The sequence below is a fragment of the Enterococcus sp. DIV1758 genome (assembly GCF_051711985.1).
Taxonomy (GTDB): domain Bacteria; phylum Bacillota; class Bacilli; order Lactobacillales; family Enterococcaceae; genus Enterococcus; species Enterococcus faecalis.
Genome location: NZ_JBIOOA010000001.1, coordinates 823512 through 842083, shown reverse-complemented (window position 1 = coordinate 842083; position 18572 = coordinate 823512). Strand labels below are relative to the sequence as shown.

The window sequence follows — 18572 nt, the reverse complement described above, 5'->3', positions numbered from 1 at the left end:
TTAATTCTTATTTATCAGCATCAAAAATAATGCCGGCACTATGACGTAAATCAGTGACTACTTTATTGACATTTCGAGCAAGCTCAACCCATTCTTCATACTTGGTGCCCCAATACTTATCTGTTGGGTTATTTAAAACTGCTGCAAAATCACGAGCTTCTTCAATCATTGGATTATCGGCTACTTGAATATCTAAGACATCACGTTCTTCATGTGCGCGATCATGGTACTCAGCCGAAGAAATAGCATTGACACTGTCTAAAATCAAGGTCCCGTTTTCAAAGTAAATTTCGGATGGCGCAAAAGAATCACTAATTTTCCCAGTATTTAACGTCACGTCAAACTGATCATAACGTAAAATAATTGTTCCTAAGCCATCGACACCTGTCGCAATTTTACTAGCAAAATAATGGCTTTCCTTTGGTACGCCAAACCAACCTAAGGCTGCATAAACTAAATAAACGCCTAAATCTGCTAAGGCTCCCCCAGAAAAATGAGGAGAAAAAATATTTGGCTCTTTGCCTTCTAATACTTGATCATAGCGAGAAGAATATTTCATATACGTAAAATTCGCACCTAAAATTTGGTTTTTTAATGGCAATAATTCAGCAATTTTTTGGAAACTTTGCTCATGAATATTACGGGCCGCTTCAAAGAAATACACACGATTTTTATTCGCTAATTCAATAATTTCTGCCATCTCATCAGGCGTTGAAAAAGCTGGTTTTTCAACAATTACATTTTTTTTCGCTAAAATTGCTTGTTTCGCTTGTTCAAAATGTAATGAATTTGGTGAGGCAATATAAACCGTATCCATATGTGCAATACCAAAAAACGTCTCTAAATCAATTGCATATTCCACATCCCCATAGCGAGAACCAAATTCTTGTGCCGTTGCTAGTTTCCGAGAATAAACAGCCGTTAAATCGTACGCACCCGTTTCTAAAGCTGCTGCAACAAATTGATGACTAATCCAATTGGTACCAATTACGCCTAAATGTATCATAATCAAAAACCTCCATTTTTTGTTTATTTACTCTCTTTATAATAGTAATCTCTCGTACAAAAGTCACGTAATTACCCTGCCTTAAAGCGCTAGGAGTTCTTCAAGTTATTTATTAGGATCATCAAATGCCTGTAATAAATCAAAGGTTACCTGTGACTTAAGTTCAATCGTTGCTGGTGTTACGTGGCAATTGTAAGCAAGGACTTGCACACCTTGATCAATTGCAGCACCCACATTTTTAGCAAAGGCGGGTTGCATCTCTTGGTGAATCGTTGCTTGCTTAATTTCTTCAAATTGGACCACAAACAAAATGTAACAGCGGTAACCCGCTTTAGTTGCAGCCATTAGTTCAGTGACATGCTTCAAGCCACGAAGTGTTGGCGCGTCAGGAAAAGCACCGATGCCTTTATTTTCTAAAGTCATGCCTTTCACTTCGACAAAAGCTTGTTCGTCCGCATCCGTTTCCACTAGAAAATCAAATTTTGAATGTGCAAATCGTTGCTCACGTTTAACAGTTTGGATCGTACCAACTAAACCAGGAAGCACAATTTGACCATTTTTTAACGCTTCATTGACTAATGTATTCGGTACTTGACTATCAATATTAATCCAAAAAGAACCTTTTTTTACTGCAATCAAATCGTAATCTGTTTTTCTTTTAGGCGATGGTTGATAACTAAGCGCCACAATAGCACCTGGTAAAAAAACTTCTTTCCCTCTGCCAGTATTTTTGACATGTGTGACCACTTCTTCATTCGTTTCCATTAAACGACAGTGTGCAATAAACCGATTGGGTCGTTCGATAAAATAAGCAAGTTGGACATTCGGGTACTTCATACACAGACTTCCTTTCTTACACACTATACCATAAAAAAACAAGGAAAAGTATAGACCAAAACCAACAATTTTACTATCTTGTGTCAATCATTAAATATTTGTCAATTCTCAGCGATTTAGTCGAATATTTTAGACAAGTTCTATATAATAAAGGTAACGAAGACGAATAAATGAAAATGAAGGTTAGGAGGAATTTCTTTGAAAAAACATTGGACTTTCTTGGTTGGTGCATCTTTACTTACTGGATTAGCAGGCTCTATCCTCTGGAAAAAAAATAAACAGCTCCCTTCCCCACAGGAGCTTCAACACAACTATACTGGACATTGGTGGTTTGTAGACGTGAAGAAAGCCACGCAACACACCTTGGAAATCACCTCATCTTTCAATGTTTTCATTGATGGCAAACAAACGCATGCCTTGCTTGTTGAATTAACCCCTAAACGCTTAGTTATCTTAGACAAGTTAGGTTACCATTTAATCATTCAATGTGAAAATGGTGTCCCTGCGACGCTTTACGATGAAGCCGACGACGAAACCTACACACTAGAACGGGCCATTTACAATTAATAAATCACCCACGACACATAAAATGAAGTATGTGCAGTGGGTGATTTATTTTTTTACATCCCTTGCAAAAGCATTCAGAAAGTTTTCTTACAACTTGAATATTATTAAATAGTCAAATGCGCCTTTTTCTGATAAACTTAGGATGATGTTTTTTTGAAAGGATGAGCCCCTATGACACCAAATCGCGAAGACTATTTAAAATTAATTTTTGAATTAGGTGGCGACGAAGTTAAAGTGAATAATAAACAAATTGTTTCTGGACTCGATGTTTCGGCAGCTTCGGTTAGTGAGATGATTTCAAAGTTAGTAAAAGAAGATTTGGTTGAGCATTCTCCTTATCAAGGGGTACAATTAACTGAAAAAGGCTTAAAAAAAGCGAGTACGTTAATTCGCAAACACCGAATCTGGGAAGTCTTTTTAGTAGAGCACTTAAATTACACTTGGAATGATGTGCACGAAGAGGCAGAAGTTTTAGAACATGTTACTTCACAAACACTTGTGAACCGTTTAGCGGATTATTTAAATCATCCAGAATTTTGTCCACACGGTGGTGTTATTCCCGAAGATAATCAACCCATTCATGAGGAGAAACGCCAAACGTTAACAGACTACCCTGTTGGCACAAAAATTCGGATTGCACGTGTCTTAGACGAAAAAGAATTACTGGATTATTTAGTTTCCATTGATTTAAATATTCAAGAAGAATATACGATTAAAGAGATTGCTGCATATGAAGGACCGATCACCATTTGTAATGAAAATAAAGAATTATCCGTCAGCTTTAAAGCAGCAAACACAATTTTTGTTGAGCCGTTGATTAGAGAAAGTGAGGAAAACTAATGAATGAAAAAGTAGCATTATTTACTATTTTCGGGGGGACAGGTGATCTTGCCAAACGTAAATTGTATCCTTCCCTGTTCCGCTTATATAAAAAAGGATTATTAGCTGAGCGTTTTGCGGTGATTGGTACCGCACGTCGGGAATGGACAGACGAATACTATCGTGAAATCGTTCGTGAAACCATTCAAGACTTAAATCCCACGGCCGAAGAGGCAACTGAATTTTCTAGTCATTTCTATTACCAATCACATAATGTGAATGATACGGAACATTATAATACCTTAAAAGAATTATCTGATCGCCTAAATGAACAATACCACTTAGAAGGTAATCATGTTTACTATCTAGCTATGGCCCCTCAATTCTTTGGAACCATTGTTAATCACTTGAAATCACAACATATTATTTCGGAAGAAGGCTTTGATCGACTAATTATCGAAAAGCCATTTGGTTCTGATTATGAATCTGCCTACGAATTAAATGAAGAAATTCGTGCTGCATTTCCTGAACAAGATATTTTCCGAATTGACCATTACTTAGGCAAAGAAATGATCCAAAATATTTCAGCCATTCGTTTTGCCAATAATATTTTTGAATCACAATGGAACAATCGTTACATTGATAATGTCCAAATCACCTTCGCTGAAAGCTTAGGTGTCGAGGATCGTGGCGGCTATTATGACCACAGTGGTGCACTAAAAGATATGGTTCAAAATCATATTTTACAAGTCGTTGCTTTGCTTTCTATGGAGCCTCCTGTTGCCTTTTCTGAAAAAGAAATTCGGACTGAAAAAGTAAAAGCTTTACGTGCCATCCGCCTTTATTCTGAAGAAGAAGCCCTTCAAAATTTCGTGCGTGGACAATACGGCGAAGGTCAGCTAGCTGATCAAACATTTGCAGCCTATCGTGATGAACCGAATGTGGCAGAAACTTCATCCACTGAAACTTTTGTTGCTGGTAAATTTTTAATTGATAATTTCCGTTGGTCTGGCGTCCCTTTCTATGTTCGCACAGGTAAACGATTAACTGAAAAAGGTACACGCATTAACATCGTCTTTAAACAAGTACCTATTAATGTCTTTAAAGATGATACGTGTGAAGAATGCGATAAAACCGATTTACCACCGAATGTTTTAACTATCTATATCCAACCAACTGAAGGATTTTCATTAACCTTAAATGGAAAAGAAATCGGTCAAGGGTTCAATACAACTCCAGTGAAACTTGATTTCCGTCAAAGTGCTGAAATGACTGAAAATAGTCCAGAAGCATATGAAAAACTTCTATTAGACTGCCTAAATGGCGATAGTACAAACTTCTCTCATTGGGACGAAGTTGCCCAATCTTGGCGCATTGTTGACATTATTCGACATGCTTGGGATAAAACAGACGTTTCTTTCCCTAATTATGCCGCTGGCACAATGGGCCCGCAAGCTGCTTTCGACTTATTAGAAAAAGATGGCTTTACTTGGGAATGGCAACCAGATAACTGGTACCGTGACCGCGGGCAACTTGAGCAATAAATAAGCCAAAAAAGATCCGCTAGTTAACGACTAGCGGATCTTTTTTCTTGTTTATTCGAATCCTTCAGCAACCGCTTCTGGATAATTTTCTTCAACAATGTGTGCGCAACGGCCACAAAGTGTTGGTAATTTTTCATCTGAGCCGACATCTTGACGAACGGAACGACAACGGTCACACGTTTCGCCTTCTGCTTTTTCAACTAAAATAGCCATGTCTTCAAATTGAACAGCTTCACTAGGTGCTACTTCTTTTGATACTTCAAAGTCGGAAACAATTAGTAATTGAGCAATATCTGCATCAACAGCTGTCATTAATTGACGAATTTGTTCATTTGGATAAACGGTCACTTTAGCTTCTAACGATTTACCGATTAATTTAGAATGACGAGCTTCTTCCAACGCTTTTAAGACATTGTCACGGAAATCCATAAAGGCTGCCCATGTATCCATCAATTCTTCTTCATTAGTAAACGTTTCGTAACCTGGGAATTCAGCTAATTGCACATACTCTTCTTCTTCTTGTAAGAAACTCCAAATTTCTTCCGCTGTATGTGGAATAATTGGTGTCAATAATTTTGTTAATGAAACCAATGTTTGATAGAAAACAGTCTGCATACAACGACGTTGATAATCGTTTTCAGCTTCAATATAAACGACATCTTTCGCAAAGTCTAAATAGAAAGAAGATAAATCTACCGTTAAGAAGTTCATAACCGTCCGATAAATATGCATGAAATTATATTTTTCATAACCATTTTCACGGATTTCTTGAATGACTTGATTTAAACGAACCGTCATGTATTTATCTACAGAACGTAAATCAGCATAAGCTACAGTATGCTCAGCTGGATTAAAATCACTCGTATTCGCTAACAAGAAACGCATAGTATTACGGATTTTCCGGTACACTTCAGATACTTGGTTTAAGATATCCATTGAGACACGCACATCGGCTTCCGCGTCAACACTACTTACCCACAAGCGTAAGATATCTGCCCCCATTTGGTTAATAACTTTTTCAGGTAAGATGGTATTGCCTAACGATTTACTCATCTTACGGCCTTCGCCATCGAGAACCATCCCTTGAGAAATGATTGATTTATAAGGCGCTACCCCATTGATAGCAACACTTGTTGTAATACTTGAGTTAAACCAACCACGATATTGGTCAGAACCTTCTAAATACATATCTGCTGGGAAAGTTAACTCTTCTCTTTCTCGTAAAACTCCTTCATGTGAAGAACCTGAGTCAAACCAAACGTCCATGATATCTGTTTCTTTGGTAAACTCGCCATTTGGTGAACCTGGATGTGTAAAGCCTGCTGGTAGTAACTCTTTTGCTTCACGCATAAACCAGATATTTGATCCATGTTCTGCAAATAAATTCGCTACATGTTCAATTGTTTCTGGCGTAATGATGGCTTCCCCATTTTCAGCATAGAAGATCGGTAATGGTACACCCCACGCTCTTTGGCGAGAAATTACCCAATCACCACGGTCACGAATCATATTATACAAACGTGTTTTTCCCCAAGGAATTAGCCAGTCAACTTTCTCAACTTCATCTAAAATATCTTGACGGAATTTAGAAATTGAAGCAAACCATTGTGGCGTTGCACGGTAGATAACTGGTTTTTTGGTACGCCAGTCATGTGGATAACTATGCGTAAAGAAATCTAATTTTAATAACGCGCCTTTTTCTTCTAATAACTCAGTAATCATTGGATTCGCTTTGTCATAGAAAATTCCTTCAAAACCAGGTGCTTCATCTGTAAAGACCCCACGGCTGTCAACAGGAGAAATAACAGGTAAATCATATTTACGGCTAACAATATAGTCATCTTCCCCATGTCCTGGTGCGGTATGAACTAAGCCAGTCCCGGCATCTAGCGTCACGTGGTCGCCTAGCATAACAAGTGATGTTCGATCATAGAATGGATGTTGAGCTGTCATACGATCTAATTTTTCACCAGAAAATTCTCGCAAGACTTCTACTTCTTCCCAACCAATCGCTTCTTTAACTGTTGATAATAAATCTTTAGCAATTACAAATTTACGACCGTCTGCCTTCACTTCAACATACGTAAAATCAGGATTAACTGAAATACCTAAGTTGGCTGGTAATGTCCAAGGGGTTGTCGTCCAGATTACGAAGGCTGTCTCGTTATCTAAAAGACCTTTACCATCGGCCACATTAAAAGCTACGTAAATAGAAGGTGATTTTACATCTTTGTATTCAATTTCTGCTTCTGCTAAAGAAGATTCACTTGAAGGAGACCAATAAATTGGTTTTAAGCCTTTATAAATATAGCCTTTTTCTGCCATCTTACCAAAAACACGAATTTCTGCTGCTTCATACTCTGGATCTAACGTAATGTATGGATGTTCCCAATCACCTGACACACCTAAACGTTTAAAATCGTTACGTTGTTTGTCGACTTGTGATAAGGCATACTCTTTACATTTTTCGCGATACTCAGCGACAGTCATTTCTTTACGTTTAACTCCTTTATTGGTTAACACTTGCTCAATTGGTAAACCATGGGTATCCCAACCAGGCACATAAGGAGAACGGAAACCAGACATTGATTTTGAACGAATAATAATATCTTTACTGATTTTATTCAAAGAATGTCCTAAATGAATATTTCCGTTTGCATACGGAGGGCCATCATGTAAAACAAAGGTTGGTTTTCCTTCGTTTAATTTTTGACGTTGTTCATATAAGCCTTTTTCTTCCCAGTCTTTTTGCCATTCTGCTTCACGGTTTGGCAAGTTCCCACGCATTGGAAAAGCTGTTTTTCCTAATTGCAATGTTTCTTTCATTTTCATATGCATTTGCCTCGCTTTCATTTTATCGATTTAATTGTGTTAGTTCATACTAAAGATGAACGATAGCTGATAAAAGTAGATAAAAAAAGAGTACTCCATCCCAAGGGACGAAGTACTCGTGTTACCACCCAAATTCAAAGTAGAGTTGCCCCTACTTTCTCTGAAATTGATAACGGTAATTATCCGGCAGTTCCTACTCAAGTGTTCAGAACTGCATCTAGGATAGAGGATCTGTTTAATGCCAGTGTCTGTCAAACTTTCACTATCATTGACTCGCTGCTAAGAATAAACATTAAACGTTCTGTTCTATCTATTTTGATTCTTCTTCAATTGTTTCTTCAGTGACTTCAATTACAGGCTTTTTTTCTACTACAGCATCTGTGTTCTCTTCAGAGTTTACAACAGTTTCATTTTCGTTGTCAAGGTCTTGTTCATCAAGAATTTCCTTAACTGCTGTATGTTTGTCTCCGACATAACTAGAAAAAGGCTTTAAAATCTCTTCCCACTCTTCACTCTTTACTTGCTCTAATTGAGTTTCAAGCATTAAGCTTAAGCGTTGATGGAAGACACGTGTTTTCTTCTTCAAGTCTTCTGTTTCCCCAGCTAATTGACGGGCACGTTCAATTGCTTCTGCTAAGATTTGTGTTGATTTCGCTTCAGCATCTGCAATCATTGCATTTGATTTACGTTCAGCTTCTACCAAGGTTTCTTTGGCTTGGTTATCTGCCGAAGTGATAATCATTTCTGATTCTTTATTGGCACTTGATTTCACTTTATCAGCGGTATCTTGTGCAACAATAATTGATTGATTCAATGCATCTTTCAATTCATTGAAGTATTGTAATTTTTCTTCTGCGTGTTTTAATGATTTCTCAAGTTCACGATTTTTTTGTAATGCATCTTCATAATCACGTGTGACTTGATCTAAAAAGTCATCTACATCGTCTTGGTTATAGCCTCTCATTTTTGTTGAGAAGTCTTTGTTTTGAATATCTAATGGAGTTAATGCCATATTCCTTCACCTCTTTGGATTATTTTTGTAAAACCTCTTATGAACACATTCTCATACTAATCCTGAAATAGCAAATATCTTACTTTTTTTATTATACACAACTTCGTCTGAATGAACAGCCAAAATGGTTTTCTTAAACAAAAGTTCGAGATTATTTTCTCAATACCCCTAAGAGGACACGAAATTTTTCTTTCTTTGTTTTTCCTTCTAATTCTTGAATCTGAAGGCGCCCAAATCCTCGTATCGAAACAATATCTAATAAGTCTAAGGCAAAATCTGGTCGTGTCGTTTCTGTCCAATTGACTTTTACTTTACCAGATTCGATCAATTGTTTTGATCGCTGCCTTGAAATATTAAATACGGCGGAAATTACACTATCCAGCCGCAAAGAGCTCATAGTCGTTCGCTCTTCTTGCCAACCATCCTTCGGTATCAAAATTTGTGTATAATCCCGCTCTTCTAAGCGAACAGTAATTTTACCAATTTTGTCGACTTGGTTAACAACGAAGCCAGCTACTTGTTGTGCTATAAAAACCTGCCACTTATCACCATCGGAAATAATATCTCCAAAGGCTTCCCTACGAACCCCAACATTCATCAAGGTGCCTAAAATTTTCCCATGAGATAATGTCGCAAATTTAGATGGATAAATAATTTCAAATAATACAACACCAAAATCTGTCTCTTCTGGTATGTAATACGCTGGATAAATCAAGCAGCGTTTTCGTTCTGCTTGCTCATAACCACCATAAAAAGTAAACGATAAATCACTGTTTTGTCGAATCAACGTTTCCAAAATATACGCCTGTCTAGGATCAAGAAAGTCTGTCAAATAAGGCGCGTATTGCATCTCCACTTGCTCTAGCCAATCCCCGACAGTGTCAATAAAAGGATGTTCATCTTTGCGGAAATGTTGATACACATTTGCGTTCATAGATAAATCATCCTTTCTAAAAGTTATTAATAAACAATAGCTCGTAAAATGACTGCTAAGCCACCCGCTGCTAGGTTAAGGACAATAATCCCTACCATTACGTTAAATCCAACCATTCCAATCCTTAAATTCAAACGGTCAAACAAACTTAAGTATGGTTCACAAATTCTAGAGAGCAAACGCCCGAAAGCAGAATCATATGCTCCTGGAAACCATGAAAGTAGCGCGTAAATCACTAGTAATCCTGAATAGATTTGAACGCCTTTGTATAATAGAGTAATCAGTGTTGCGATAATAACACCTCCCTAAGGCTTAGAAATCAAAGAATTGTTTGTTGGCTAAAGATTGTGCTGTCGCACTATCAATTTCCATATTCGCTGGTGTGCATAAGAAGATTTCATTGCCAACGCGCTGAATATCTCCGTCTAAAGCATACACAGTACCAGTTAAGAAATCAACGATGCGTCGTGCTTGGTCTTCTTCTACTAATGTAAAATTAACTAGCACAGCTTCTTCAGCAAATAAATGTTTCGCAATGCTCATTGCTTCTGAATACACACGTGGTTCAATAATAGTAATTTTATGTGTTTTTGCATTGGCGGTGCTTTCTTGTGCTCGTCTTGTATTCGTAGTCGCTGATTGATTAGAACTACGCATAGAAACCACTTTTTTCTCTGTGTAAGCAGCTTGTTGTGTGTCTCTTTCTTGATGCGTTTCAGCAGAACGATAGCGTGCAGAAGGTTTTTCAACTACAGGCTCACTTTGTTGTGTATAAGCTGGCTGACTGTAACTTTCCTGTTGTTGAACAGGGCGTTGTGGTTTAGGCCGAGCCGCACGACGCGGTGGTTCATTAACTGCTTTGCGCTCTTCATATTCTTCGTAGTTATCATAATAATCATCTTCTTCGCCAGATAAGCCAAAAAAGCTCGATAACGCATCCTTGTTAAAAATTGACATAAATTCCTCTCCTTTACGCATCTCTGAATAACGCTGTTCCGATTCGTATAAAAGTTGCACCTTCTTCAACTGCGATTGGGAAATCGTTACTCATTCCCATGCTAAGTTCTGTACAAGGAGCAAAAGATAAATGTTTCTCATTTACGGTCATTTGCAGCTCTTTTAATTCTCTAAATGTTGCATGTAATACTTCTTCACTTGCCCCAAAAGGTGCCATAGTCATTAGACCGACGATTTGAATTTTGTCCAAATCAGCAAGTTCTTGAATGAAAGGTAAGACGTCTTCTTTACGAAAGCCGTGCTTGCTTTCTTCCCCAGTTATATTCACTTCAACAAAACAACGAATAACTTTCGTTGCTCTTTTTTGAATTTCTTTGGCTAGACTCAGACTATCTAATGCATGAAAATAATCTATCTCATTAATAATTAATTTTACCTTCCTACGTTGTAAATTACCAATTAAATGCCACTGAATATCATTAAATTTTTCCAATCCAGCTTTCTTTTCTAGTAACTTATCTACTCGGTTTTCAGCTAAATTCTGGACACCAAGCTGAACAAGCTCTGCTGCTTCCTCAATTCCTACTGATTTAGTAACGCCAATCATTGTCACATCAGCAACAGAGCGCTGTGAGCTTTTACATGCTAGCTGAAGTTGATTATTAATATTTGTTAAGTTTTCAGCTATCATTTCTAATCGATGCTCCTTATCGTTTTCTGCGGAAAAATGGTGGCGTACTTAATTCGTCATCATTGTGATTTGGTTCTTCACGGTGGAATGTATCAAATTCTTTTTTGTCTACTTGTTCTAATGAAGATTCGTCAACTTTTGGACGTGTATTTTGTTCTCTGCGAATATCCCAATCGCCAAAAGCACTTGCTTCTTCTTGTGATTTTGGTTGATCCATTTCCACAGATTGAGTTGTTTGTTGCATTGGTTGAACCGCTTGTCTTGTTTGACGGTGCGGTTTTCTATCCTTTTTTGATTCATCAATACCTGTAGCGATTACTGTTACACGAATTTCGTCGCCTAAATCTTCGTTGATTGATGTACCTAGGATGATGTTCACATCACCTGAAGCAGCATTTGTAACGATATCTGAAGCATCTTGTGCTTCAAACAAGGTCATATCTAAGCCACCAGTAATGTTTAATAAGACTTGTTCCGCACCATCGATTGATGTTTCTAACAATGGTGAAGAAATAGCTTTTTTCGTTGCTTCAATTACGCGTTCTTCGCCGCTCGCTACACCAATCCCCATTAAAGCTGTTCCTTGGTTTTCCATCACTGTTTTCACGTCAGCAAAGTCCAAGTTTACGTAACCTGGTGCAGTGATTAAATCTGAAATCCCTTGAACACCTTGACGTAATACATTATCAGCTTCTCTAAATGCTTCAAGCATTGGCGTTTTCTTGTCAACGACTTCTAATAAACGGTTGTTTGAGATAATTAATAGTGTATCAACGTTTTCTTTTAATAAGGCAATTCCTTCAGCGGCAAAACGACCACGTTTTGGACCTTCAAAACTAAATGGACGAGTTACTACACCAACTGTTAAAGCGCCTAATTCTTTAGCGATTTTTGCAACTACTGGGGCAGCACCTGTACCAGTTCCGCCACCCATACCAGCAGTAATGAAAATCATATCCGCGCCTTGTAATGATTCTGAAATCACTTGTTCACTTTCTTCTGCAGCTTTTTGGCCAACTTCAGGTTGTGAACCGGCACCTAAACCACGAGTGTATTTAGGGCCTAATTGAATCACTGTTTCTGCTTTTGAATGTTTTAATGCTTGAACGTCTGTATTGGCTGTGATAAATTCCACGCCTTTAACGTTTTCTTCGATCATACGGTTTACAGCGTTTCCGCCGCCGCCACCTACACCGATAACTTTAATGACTGCACCGTTGTTAATGTTATTGTCTAATGAAAATTCCATGATATCGTATCCTCCTGTTTGTGTGATTAGTCGAAAATGTTCGAGAAGAAGTCTTTGATTTTGCCTGTCACTTTTTCACCAGACTCACGTTCGTTGAATTCTTCGTATTCTTCTTGAGGCTGTTCAGCATATGTGTCATAGCGAACTTCTTGTTGGACAGCGACTGATTGTGCTGGTTTCGATTTTTCACCAGGGATTGCATATTTGGCAATGTGATAAATATCGTTTAGTTGCGCTGAATATTCCACAATGCTAATGACATTAGCAAAGACTGGGTTACGTAAGCCCATGTGATTTGGTACGTATAGTTTTACGTTGGCTTCAAAAATCTCTTGCGCCAAATCGACAATACCTGGCATACTAGCGGCGCCACCAGTTAACACAACGCCTCCAGGTAATTCAAACGCATCAATTTCATCCAGAACTTCTTTTGATTTTCTCAAAATTTGTTCCACACGCGCTTCAATAATTTCTGAAAGGTAACGTTCGTCCACTCTTACAGGCTCTGACTTACCGATAACATCAACAGGAAACTCTTCGTTTGCTGAAGTTCTTTCTGGATAAGCATCCCCATAATTAATTTTTAAGGCTTCGGCGTTGTTAAAAGAAGTATTCAATACGATTGAGATATCTTTCGTGATGAACTCGCCGCCTTCTTGGTTAACATGAGTAAATTTCAATTGTTTGTCGTGGATAACAGATGTCGTTGTTTGACCGCCACCCATATCAATGACAATTGTTCCAAAGTCTTTTTCGCCATCTGTTAAAATTGTTTCTGTTAAAGCAAGCGGTGTAATCACTAATTCGTTAACTCCTAAGCCAGCTTTTTCAACACATTTACGGATGTTATGGATGATTGTTTTTGGTCCAGTATAGACAACGCCAAACATCTCCATGCGAACGCCAAGCATTCCACGTGGGTCTTTGATGCCTTCAAAGCCGTCGACGGTAAAGTCTTGCGGTAAGATTGCAACAATTTGACGTTCAGGAGGAGTTGAACGAACCAAAGCTGCAGATGCGACGTTGCGCACATCCTCATCTGTAATTTCTTTTGATTCACTGCTAACAGCTATCATTCCTTGACAGCTTTCTACTTCTAATAAATTCGCTGGTAATCCAACATTTACGCTTTTAATTTGAATGCCGGCTTTTTCTTCGGCTTGTCGAACGGCCCGTTGGATTGCTTGAACTGTTTGATCAATATCGACGACAATCCCTCGATTCAAACCGTCTGATTTTGCATTTCCAACGCCGATGATGTTCATTTGACCTTCAATATATTCAGCGACAACTACTTTGACAGAAGTTGTACCAATATCGAGGCCTACATACATTCCTGTTTTTGCCATGAACGGAATTCCTCCTCCTATTAATTCCAATATCTAAGCGGACAAAGGCGTCCGTTTAACTATCTCTTTTTTAGTATTATTCACTTCTTCCAATTTTACCATAAAAATGGGGGTTTTAGAAAGCAGATTATACGAATTTGTTCGTTAATTTTTGAAACATTTTTGTAAAAAACTTATTCTGCTTGTTGCACTTCTTGATTTTCTCCATTTGTCGGCGTACCGTTATTCGCTTCATCCGTTGCTACGCCTGCATTTGGGTCCGCAACTTCTTGATTTTCAACCGCTGAATCTTCGGAAACTTCACTGCCCGTTTCTTCACTTTCTTTTTCATACGGATAAGAAAAAATGCCGACTTCCATATCAACGATTCCAGGTTTGTCCATTTGCTCGGCTACTTGTGAATAATAAGCCATTTTTTCACTTAAATCAGAAATATTAACAATCACTCGATTTCCATCATTCATATAGACATTAATCAAGTCTTTATTGGTTTTGGATGGTGCATATTTAATTTCTGAAATTCCTTGTTTAATTTCTTGAGGTAATTTGTTGTAAGAGGCCATTAATTCAGGGATTAATTTATCCTCTTTGAAATTCTCAAAAATTGGTTTGCCACTTTCAGCAGCTTTGGTGGTTTCCGCCAAAGTTTTACCATTCTCTAAAATCGGATGATAGCCGCCTTTAGTCGCAGCAAGAGCGACAATTTGATACTCTTGAATATCAATTTTAAATGAATTAATACCATTTAACTTAATGTTCGCCTTTTTTATAATTGGAAACTTTTTCTGAATATTTGCAGAAAAATAATTTCTATTTGAATACTGCTCCCATAAGCCACTGCCCGTTTCAAGTTTTGACTGCTGAATAATCGCTTGACTCTCCACACTTTTGTTACCTGAAACTGTTACTTCACTCAATCGACTAAGAGGCGAAACAAAATACAATGCCACTAAAATGGCTGTCCCTAAACAAGTTAAAATAAAGGCTAAACGCCTATATAAGCGCTTGTTCCGTGTTTTCTTAACGTTCGGTAAACGATCTGCAAAATGCTCCTCTTCTTCCACTTTTTCTTGTGGAAGATGTTGTTGAGGCTCTTCTTGACTTTGTTCTTGTAAAGTGATGGTGACTTCTGCTTGTTCGTTTTCACCTTTTGAAGCAGCTTCTTCCGCTTGCTTCTTCAAATATTCTTGGTTTTGTTTTTGCCAAGGTGTCAGTTCAGGTTGAGACTCTTCCGATTTTTTTGGAGGTAATGGTTTTCTTTTTTTGAATATATCGTTCTCGTTACTAATCTTCCACACCTCCTATCTCAGACTAACGTTTTCACAACTTGATACAAACGATCACTTGCATCTGGGATGCCTTCCCCTTTGGACGCCGTTGCCATCTGTTGTCTTTTTTCATTGTTTAATAAAATATCATCAATTGCCGCAACTAAACGAGCGCCGGTCAATTCTGCATCTGGAATCATTTCAACAGCACCAACTTTTACTAAGCTTTGCGCGTTTTTCGTTTGATGATCATTCGTGACGTAAGGACTCGGAATTAAAATTGCTGGTAATCCTAATGCGGTGAACTCCGCAATTGAGGTTGCTCCTGCACGTCCCACCATTAAATCGGTATTAGCCATCACTTCAACCATTTTATCAATATACGGTTGCACACTTATGTTTGTCAATTTCTTTTCAGAAAGCTTTAGACTTTCTTGAAGTTCCTGATAATATCTTTCTCCTGAAGCGTATAAAACTTGATACTCTCTCTCTTCAAACAAAGGAAAGGCCTGTTCAAACGCTTGATTGATTTTCAAGGCGCCACGACTTCCGCCAAATAAAACCACCGTTTTCTTTGCTGGATCCAAGCCAAACTCTGATAAAATAGCTGACTTTTCCACCGTTACGACTTCTTGTCCCCGCGGGTTCCCTGTCAAAATTGTTTTTTCTTTCGGGAAAAAACTAGCGACATCCGGAAAACAAATCGCAATTTTATCCACATAACGACTTAAAAATTTATTTGTCATTCCAGGGATACTATTTTGTTCATGAATAATTGTCGGTATTTTTAATTGGTGGGCCGCATAAACTACTGCACCAGAAACATAACCGCCTGTACCAATGACCACATCTGGTTGAAATTCACGAATAATTTTTTTTGCTTTATTAATACTTGTTAAAAATAAATAAATTGTTTTAAAATTTTGAGGACTCAGCGAACGCTTGAATCCTTGAATTTTAATCGTTTTAAATGGAATTTTCGCCTTTGGCACAATTTGACTTTCTAAACCATTTTCTGTTCCCACATACAAGAATTCTGTTGCAGGTGCTTCTTTTTTGACGTGTTCGACGAAGGATAACGCAGGATAGATATGCCCACCTGTGCCACCACCAGTTACTAGTATCTTCATTTTCTCACATTTCACTTTCTTTTAATTGTTGAACAGCTTGCATAAAGGCTTCCCCGCGTACTTCAAAATTCGGGTATTGGTCCCAACTTGCGCAAGCAGGTGATAGTAAAATAGTATCATCTTTTTCCGAATAATCAAAGGCAATGGTAACCGCCGTTTGAACATTTTCAGCAAATAAAATTGTTTCAATGTTCGCTTTTTTAGCAGCTTCCGCCAATTTTTCTTTGGTTTCTCCAAATAAAACAATTGCTTTGAGTCCCAGCAGAGCAGGAACCAATTCATCAAATGAGTTACCGCGATCCAAGCCACCCGCAAGTAAAAGTAGCTTTTGGTTGTCAAACCCACTTAACGCCATCTCTGTAGCTAAAATATTGGTTGCTTTTGAATCGTTATAAAAACGTCTTTGCTGAACTTCGCCAACAAATTGCGTTCGATGGGGAACGCCCGAAAAGTTTTTCAAAGTTTGTCTAATCTGAGCATTCGATACATTTTTTAATTTAGCTACACAAATCGCTGCGAGTGCATTTTCAATATTGTGACTGCCAGGAATCCCTAGCTCATCGGCGGGCATAATATATTCTTCATTGAAATATAATTTTCCATCTAAAAGATAAGCTCCTTCTACTGCTTTTTTTGTTGAAAAAGGCAATACGTTGGCTGCTGTGGTTTTAGCTAACGTTTGAAGCTCTACTTGATTCCAATTTAAAATCAAGGTGTCCTCTGCGGTCATGTTTTTTTGAATGGCCCATTTTGCAGCAACATATTCTTTCCGCGAACCATGATAATCCAAGTGTGCCTCAAAAATATTTGTAATTACTGCAATTTGTGGGTGAAACGTCTCAATTCCCATTAACTGAAAACTAGAAAGTTCCATCACAAGATCATCCTTGGCTGTTGCTTCTTGAGCCACCGTACTCGCTGGAAAACCAATATTTCCCGCCAAACGTGCCTCACCAGCCGTTCTGTCAGCGTTTAGCAATAAACCAATCATCGTGGTCGTGGTTGTTTTGCCATTGGTGCCCGTAATGCCGACAATTGGACATTCCGCAATTTGACCTGCTAATTCCACCTCAGTTATGATAGGAATTTTCCGAGTTAGTGCTTCTGCCACAAGTGGGTTTGTATAAGGAATACCAGGATTTTTAACGATTAGTTCAAATTCTTCATCCAACAATTCAATTGGATGCCCTCCTGTAACAACACGAATACCCAAGGTTAATAAATCTTGGGCGTCAGGGTTTTGATCAAATTGTTTTGCGTCATTAACGGTAACGAGCGCACCTAACTCATGTAAGAGTTTCGCTGCGCTGACACCACTTTTAGCTAGTCCTAAAACCAACACTTTTTTGTTTTGATAGGTTGTTATTTTTTTCATTGTCAATTTCCCCTTTGATAGATTAGAAAAGAATCCATAATGTGATTCCTGAACAGATTAAACCGACAGACCAAAAGACAAAATCAATTTTCCATTCAGACCAACCACACATTTCAAAATGGTGATGAATTGGTGACATTTTAAAAATCCGTCGACCAAATAATTTAAATGAAGCAACTTGTAAAATAACACTTGCTGTTTCACAAACGTAGACAAGTCCAATTAAAAGTAGCGTCCATTCTTGATGCAAAATAATTGAAATTGCTGCTAACAATCCACCTAATGCTAATGAACCAACATCACCCATGAAGATTTTTGCTGGTTTTCTATTATAAGGGAAAAAGCCAATCAGCCCACCAATCACACTTAGGCAGATAATCACAACATCAAATTGTTGTTGTTTCCAGGCAATAATTGCATAAGTACCAAATGAAATTGTTCCTAAACCAGCAACTAAGCCATCAATTCCATCTGTCAAGTTCACGGCATTAGAAAAACCGACTAACCAAAAAATAATAAACACGCCATAAAAAATACCTAACGGAACTTCTGCTACTCCAAACAAATCTAAGGTGTCTGAAAAGCCTTCACTTCGATAAACAAAGTAGAAAACCAACCCACCAAAAATTTGACCAATTAATTTTTGACGAGAGTTCAAGCCCATGTTCCGTTTTTTAAAGACTTTTATGAAATCATCTAAATAACCTAGCAAACCGTATAATACTAAAATAAATAGAATAATTAGTAGAGACGGCGTAAATTGGTGAAAAAACAACCCCATTGCTAATGAAGTAATCAAGCTGGCTACAAGGAAAACGACTCCCCCCATTGTAGGGGTACCTGTTTTCACGCTATGCCAAGTTGGGCCATCTTCACGAGTAACCTGCCCTTGTTTTTTCATTTGAAAATAGCCAATGAATAGTGGCATTACGCTCACTGTAATGGCAAAACTCACCACTATGGGAATAAAAATCTGTGTCCACTCCATGTTATCTCTCCTAA

17 protein-coding genes are annotated in these 18572 nt (G+C 38.0%); 3 read left to right on the top strand and 14 right to left on the bottom strand.

Annotation, left to right across the window (positions count from 1 at the left end):
• Positions 1-7: 7 nt before the first annotated feature.
• A complete protein-coding gene (locus tag IGJ52_RS04235) occupies positions 8-1006 on the bottom strand; it encodes a Gfo/Idh/MocA family protein (protein ID WP_002383416.1) in 999 nt (332 codons plus the stop codon).
• A 105-nt stretch (positions 1007-1111) separates the two neighbouring features.
• Positions 1112-1843: a DNA/RNA nuclease SfsA gene (gene sfsA, locus IGJ52_RS04230; protein ID WP_438791931.1), complete on the bottom strand. Its 732-nt coding sequence runs from the start codon at positions 1841-1843 to the stop codon at positions 1112-1114.
• 198 nt (positions 1844-2041) lie between these two features.
• Between sfsA and IGJ52_RS04225 the strand changes: the two genes are divergently transcribed.
• The 3 genes from IGJ52_RS04225 (at position 2042) to zwf (ending at position 4773) form a co-directional block, all read left to right on the top strand.
• Positions 2042-2410, top strand: coding sequence for a DUF4828 domain-containing protein (locus tag IGJ52_RS04225; RefSeq protein ID WP_002355908.1), 369 nt, complete (start codon positions 2042-2044; stop codon positions 2408-2410).
• A gap of 171 nt (positions 2411-2581) precedes the next feature.
• Positions 2582-3250, top strand: a complete 669-nt coding sequence (locus IGJ52_RS04220; RefSeq protein WP_061100738.1) for a metal-dependent transcriptional regulator — start codon at positions 2582-2584, stop codon at positions 3248-3250.
• Positions 3250-4773, top strand: coding sequence for a glucose-6-phosphate dehydrogenase (gene zwf / locus IGJ52_RS04215; RefSeq protein ID WP_002358895.1), 1524 nt, complete (start codon positions 3250-3252; stop codon positions 4771-4773). The genes IGJ52_RS04220 and zwf overlap by 1 nt, the downstream gene beginning before the upstream one ends.
• A 51-nt stretch (positions 4774-4824) precedes the next feature.
• On the opposite strand, the gene ileS is transcribed toward zwf, so the two are convergent.
• From ileS to mraY, 12 genes are all read right to left on the bottom strand, one after another.
• Positions 4825-7605 (bottom strand): isoleucine--tRNA ligase, encoded by a 2781-nt coding sequence (ileS, locus tag IGJ52_RS04210; protein WP_421503604.1) that lies wholly within the window; start codon positions 7603-7605, stop codon positions 4825-4827.
• Between the two features lie 310 nt (positions 7606-7915).
• Positions 7916-8617 carry a cell division protein DivIVA gene (divIVA, locus tag IGJ52_RS04205; protein ID WP_002355904.1) on the bottom strand — a complete coding sequence of 234 codons (702 nt, stop codon included), beginning with the start codon at positions 8615-8617 and terminating at the stop codon, positions 7916-7918.
• A 151-nt stretch (positions 8618-8768) separates the two neighbouring features.
• Complete coding sequence (locus IGJ52_RS04200; protein WP_438791930.1) at positions 8769-9551, bottom strand: RNA-binding protein; 783 nt, start codon at positions 9549-9551, stop codon at positions 8769-8771.
• A gap of 26 nt (positions 9552-9577) precedes the next feature.
• A complete protein-coding gene (locus IGJ52_RS04195; protein WP_002355902.1) occupies positions 9578-9835 on the bottom strand; it encodes a YggT family protein in 258 nt (85 codons plus the stop codon).
• Between the two features lie 28 nt (positions 9836-9863).
• Positions 9864-10508: a cell division protein SepF gene (locus tag IGJ52_RS04190; protein ID WP_010713807.1), complete on the bottom strand. Its 645-nt coding sequence runs from the start codon at positions 10506-10508 to the stop codon at positions 9864-9866.
• A 13-nt stretch (positions 10509-10521) separates the two neighbouring features.
• A complete protein-coding gene (locus IGJ52_RS04185) occupies positions 10522-11199 on the bottom strand; it encodes a YggS family pyridoxal phosphate-dependent enzyme (protein ID WP_002358890.1) in 678 nt (225 codons plus the stop codon).
• 16 nt (positions 11200-11215) lie between these two features.
• The gene (gene ftsZ, locus IGJ52_RS04180) at positions 11216-12448 is read right to left on the bottom strand and encodes a cell division protein FtsZ (protein WP_002355899.1); all 1233 of its coding nucleotides are present in this window, start codon (positions 12446-12448) and stop codon (positions 11216-11218) included.
• A gap of 26 nt (positions 12449-12474) precedes the next feature.
• Positions 12475-13797 carry a cell division protein FtsA gene (gene ftsA / locus IGJ52_RS04175; protein WP_438791929.1) on the bottom strand — a complete coding sequence of 441 codons (1323 nt, stop codon included), beginning with the start codon at positions 13795-13797 and terminating at the stop codon, positions 12475-12477.
• Positions 13798-13970: 173 nt separating this feature from the next.
• Entirely contained in the window at positions 13971-15095 is a 1125-nt protein-coding gene (locus tag IGJ52_RS04170; protein WP_438791928.1) for a cell division protein FtsQ/DivIB, read from the bottom strand.
• 8 nt (positions 15096-15103) lie between these two features.
• The gene (gene murG, locus IGJ52_RS04165) at positions 15104-16195 is read right to left on the bottom strand and encodes an undecaprenyldiphospho-muramoylpentapeptide beta-N-acetylglucosaminyltransferase (RefSeq protein ID WP_002355896.1); all 1092 of its coding nucleotides are present in this window, start codon (positions 16193-16195) and stop codon (positions 15104-15106) included.
• 4 nt (positions 16196-16199) lie between these two features.
• Positions 16200-17570, bottom strand: a complete 1371-nt coding sequence (murD, locus tag IGJ52_RS04160; protein ID WP_208772277.1) for a UDP-N-acetylmuramoyl-L-alanine--D-glutamate ligase — start codon at positions 17568-17570, stop codon at positions 16200-16202.
• A 22-nt stretch (positions 17571-17592) separates the two neighbouring features.
• On the bottom strand, positions 17593-18558 hold the full coding sequence (gene mraY / locus IGJ52_RS04155; RefSeq protein ID WP_002355894.1) for a phospho-N-acetylmuramoyl-pentapeptide-transferase: 966 nt from the start codon (positions 18556-18558) through the stop codon (positions 17593-17595).
• Positions 18559-18572 lie beyond the last annotated feature (14 nt).